The sequence below is a fragment of the Campylobacter volucris genome (assembly GCF_008011665.1).
GTDB lineage: Bacteria > Campylobacterota > Campylobacteria > Campylobacterales > Campylobacteraceae > Campylobacter_D > Campylobacter_D volucris_A.
This window is the reverse complement of the sequence record NZ_VOWJ01000026.1, coordinates 1-2,784: the sequence shown is the minus strand read 5'-3', so window position 1 is coordinate 2,784 and position 2,784 is coordinate 1. Positions and strand designations below refer to the sequence as shown.

The window sequence follows — 2,784 nt, the reverse complement described above, 5'->3', positions numbered from 1 at the left end:
TTTTAATTTCTCAATTACTTCTTGCATTTGCATGATCAATCCTTTTATTTTAATTTAAAAGAATTTAACAAAAAATTACAAAAAGCAATGAAAAGATTTTATTTTAAAAGGTTTAATTATAAGTATAATTTTTACACTATTAATTGATTTTAAAAAAACAAATTTTTCATTAAATGAATAATAATTTATAATCTTAAATTGATTTTTTAATATATAAATTATATAATCCTTGCCAATTAAAGAATCAAAGCCATCAAAAGGACTTATATTAATGAAAAGCTTTAATACCATAGTAACAACCAGAACAATCAAAAGTGATTCTAGTGTTATGAGATTAAATCCAATTAGCGAAGCAATCAAGAATGCTATTGATGCAAAAGCAACTCATATTGATATTTGTTTTGAAGAGTGCGAAAGCGATGGTTTGTTTGATAATAGTATTTCTATCACCATTAAAGACAACGGGGCCGGCTTTAATTGTTTCGATGATCAATATATGCAAAATAGATGGACGCATTATAAAGGTGGAGATTATATTAAAAATACTTTAGGAGGAAGAAGCAGAGGCCGATATTCTTATCTTAAGTTTGTTGATTTTGAAAATGAATGTTTGAGTGATATTAAAATATATACAAAATATAACAATAAAAGTTATAGCGTTATCTTTCAAGGTGAAAATCAGAATATAGGATTTAGCGTCAAAGAAGAAGTTGCAAATCACACAGAAAATTTTACAACGAAATTATATATCAAAAGACTAGGAAATAAATTTATTAATGGCAATACAATAGAACAGATGATTGAAAAAGCAAAAAAGAAATTATAGTTGAATTTTCAGATAAACTTCTAAAGGGTATAACTTTATCTATTAACAATATAAAAATTAATGTTGAAGAATATATAGAAGAACAACTGGAAAAAGAGTATGAATTAAAAAATGGACAAAAAATTAGTGCATATATGGTTGTTTGGAAAAATGAGATTGATTTGGCAATCGATAAAAAGCATGTTTTTTTATTTAATATTGATAACATTCCTCTTGGAAAAATACCATCTGGTTGTCAAAAATCAATATTTAACTGTCATACTGTATTTTTAACGAGTAGTTGTTTTGAAGAGGATTGTGAATTTATCGATATTAATCCTAATTATAAAAAAATTATAGAGGAAGCCAAGAATTTATATAAACCTGACTTAGATAAATTATTATATAAAGTTTGGCTTAAAAATGCAGATTTGATGGCTAATAAATTAGCAGAAGAGAGTGAATTTTTCAAAGATGAAACCGATAAGATGATACAAGAAAAAATTAAAGAAGCGTATATGGTTTTATCTTTGCCATTGCTTATAAAACAACATAATATTAATCGCAGCAACGCATCATATTTTAGCAACTCGCTAATAGGATTAATTTCAGATAATTCTTATAATACACTTGAGAATTTGGAACTTGTTTTTAATTTAGAAAAAGAAGATCATGAAGTTTTTAATTATGTAAGAGAGAATGTTAATATTCTGAATCTAATAAAAAAATATTATAATTATATATCAAGACTTGATTTTTTACAGCATTTTGAAAATTTGGTATTAAACGAAGGGAAGGCGGAAACAAAGGAAAGAAAGGAGCTACATAAAATTGTAGAAAATAATTTATGATTGTTTGATGAAGAATATCTAAATCTTGATTTTTTTAGCGATCAATCATTAAAAGGAATTTTTAATGAAATAAAATTACCAATAAATATAGATAGTGAAAATCAATTAAATACAATTCCAGATATTTTTATACCTCGCACTAAGGATAATGAATTAATACTTATCGAGCTAAAAGCACCAAAAGTAGAAATAAATTCATCAATACTTACTGATGTGTTTAATAAATATATCAGTAAAATTCTTAAATCATTATCAAAGCAAGGAAGTAATATTGATTATGTGAAGGCTATATGCATTTCATCAAAAAAGCAAGAATTTACAGGAAGCTTAACTGGAGATAAATATAGCATAAATCCAATGACTTGGAAGGAAATAATTAGTGTAAGAAAAAAAGACTTGGAAAACCACATAAAAGATGTTAAAAGTAATTTATCTTTATCAAAATATAAAGATATTTACAATTTTAAAGAAAAAGAAATAAAAATGGAAAGGGTTGGCAATTTAAAAAAAATATAAAAATTTGAATATTTTATATAGCAAAAAATTTCCAATATGATAATTATCTAAACAAAACTATATTTTATTTGTAACTACCTGTATATTATTTATTTTTTAAATTATCTAGTAATGTTAAGCTTTATACGTAACTATCCTCCAAACCTTAAAGCTATAGATTATATAAAAAGTGGTTAAAATATGATTATATAGTGTTTTATAGGGATAGTTACATAATCAATAGAACATAAGAATACTTTAAGTAAAAATGTAACTATCCTATAGGGTTAAAACATTTTTGGGATATAAAAATTTAAAATCAAATATCGCTTTTAATTGCGTTTTAAATAATATTTAATTACTTTTTATGGATAAAACAGACATTTTGAGATATTTGGGATTTTTTGCACTTTAAATTAGGAAAGATAAAAAGTCATTTTCGTAAGCTTTAAAATCCTATTATTTAGCATTTTTGCTAAAATTATTTAGGGATAGTTACATGTTCTTTTTAAAATACCCCTTACAACATTTCACAGCTTTTTTATTTTTCACCCGCCAAACTAATTCAAACTAATTCAAACTAACTTAATAACTAATTTAATTATAAACCCATAAAAACATTTAAAGGATTAA

The 2,784-nt window shown here is 23.9% G+C and carries 3 protein-coding genes; all 3 read left to right on the top strand.

What is annotated here, in order from left to right:
- Positions 1-271: 271 nt before the first annotated feature.
- The 3 genes from FPD38_RS08320 to FPD38_RS08310 all read left to right on the top strand — a co-directional run bounded on the left by FPD38_RS08320 (position 272) and on the right by FPD38_RS08310 (position 2,172).
- Complete coding sequence (locus FPD38_RS08320; RefSeq protein ID WP_261798299.1) at positions 272-826, top strand: ATP-binding protein; 555 nt, start codon at positions 272-274, stop codon at positions 824-826.
- A gap of 134 nt (positions 827-960) precedes the next feature.
- Positions 961-1,656 (top strand): hypothetical protein, encoded by a 696-nt coding sequence (locus tag FPD38_RS08315; RefSeq protein WP_261798298.1) that lies wholly within the window; start codon positions 961-963, stop codon positions 1,654-1,656.
- Positions 1,657-2,172, top strand: a complete 516-nt coding sequence (locus FPD38_RS08310) for a hypothetical protein (RefSeq protein ID WP_261798297.1) — start codon at positions 1,657-1,659, stop codon at positions 2,170-2,172. It abuts the gene before it with no gap.
- Positions 2,173-2,784 lie beyond the last annotated feature (612 nt).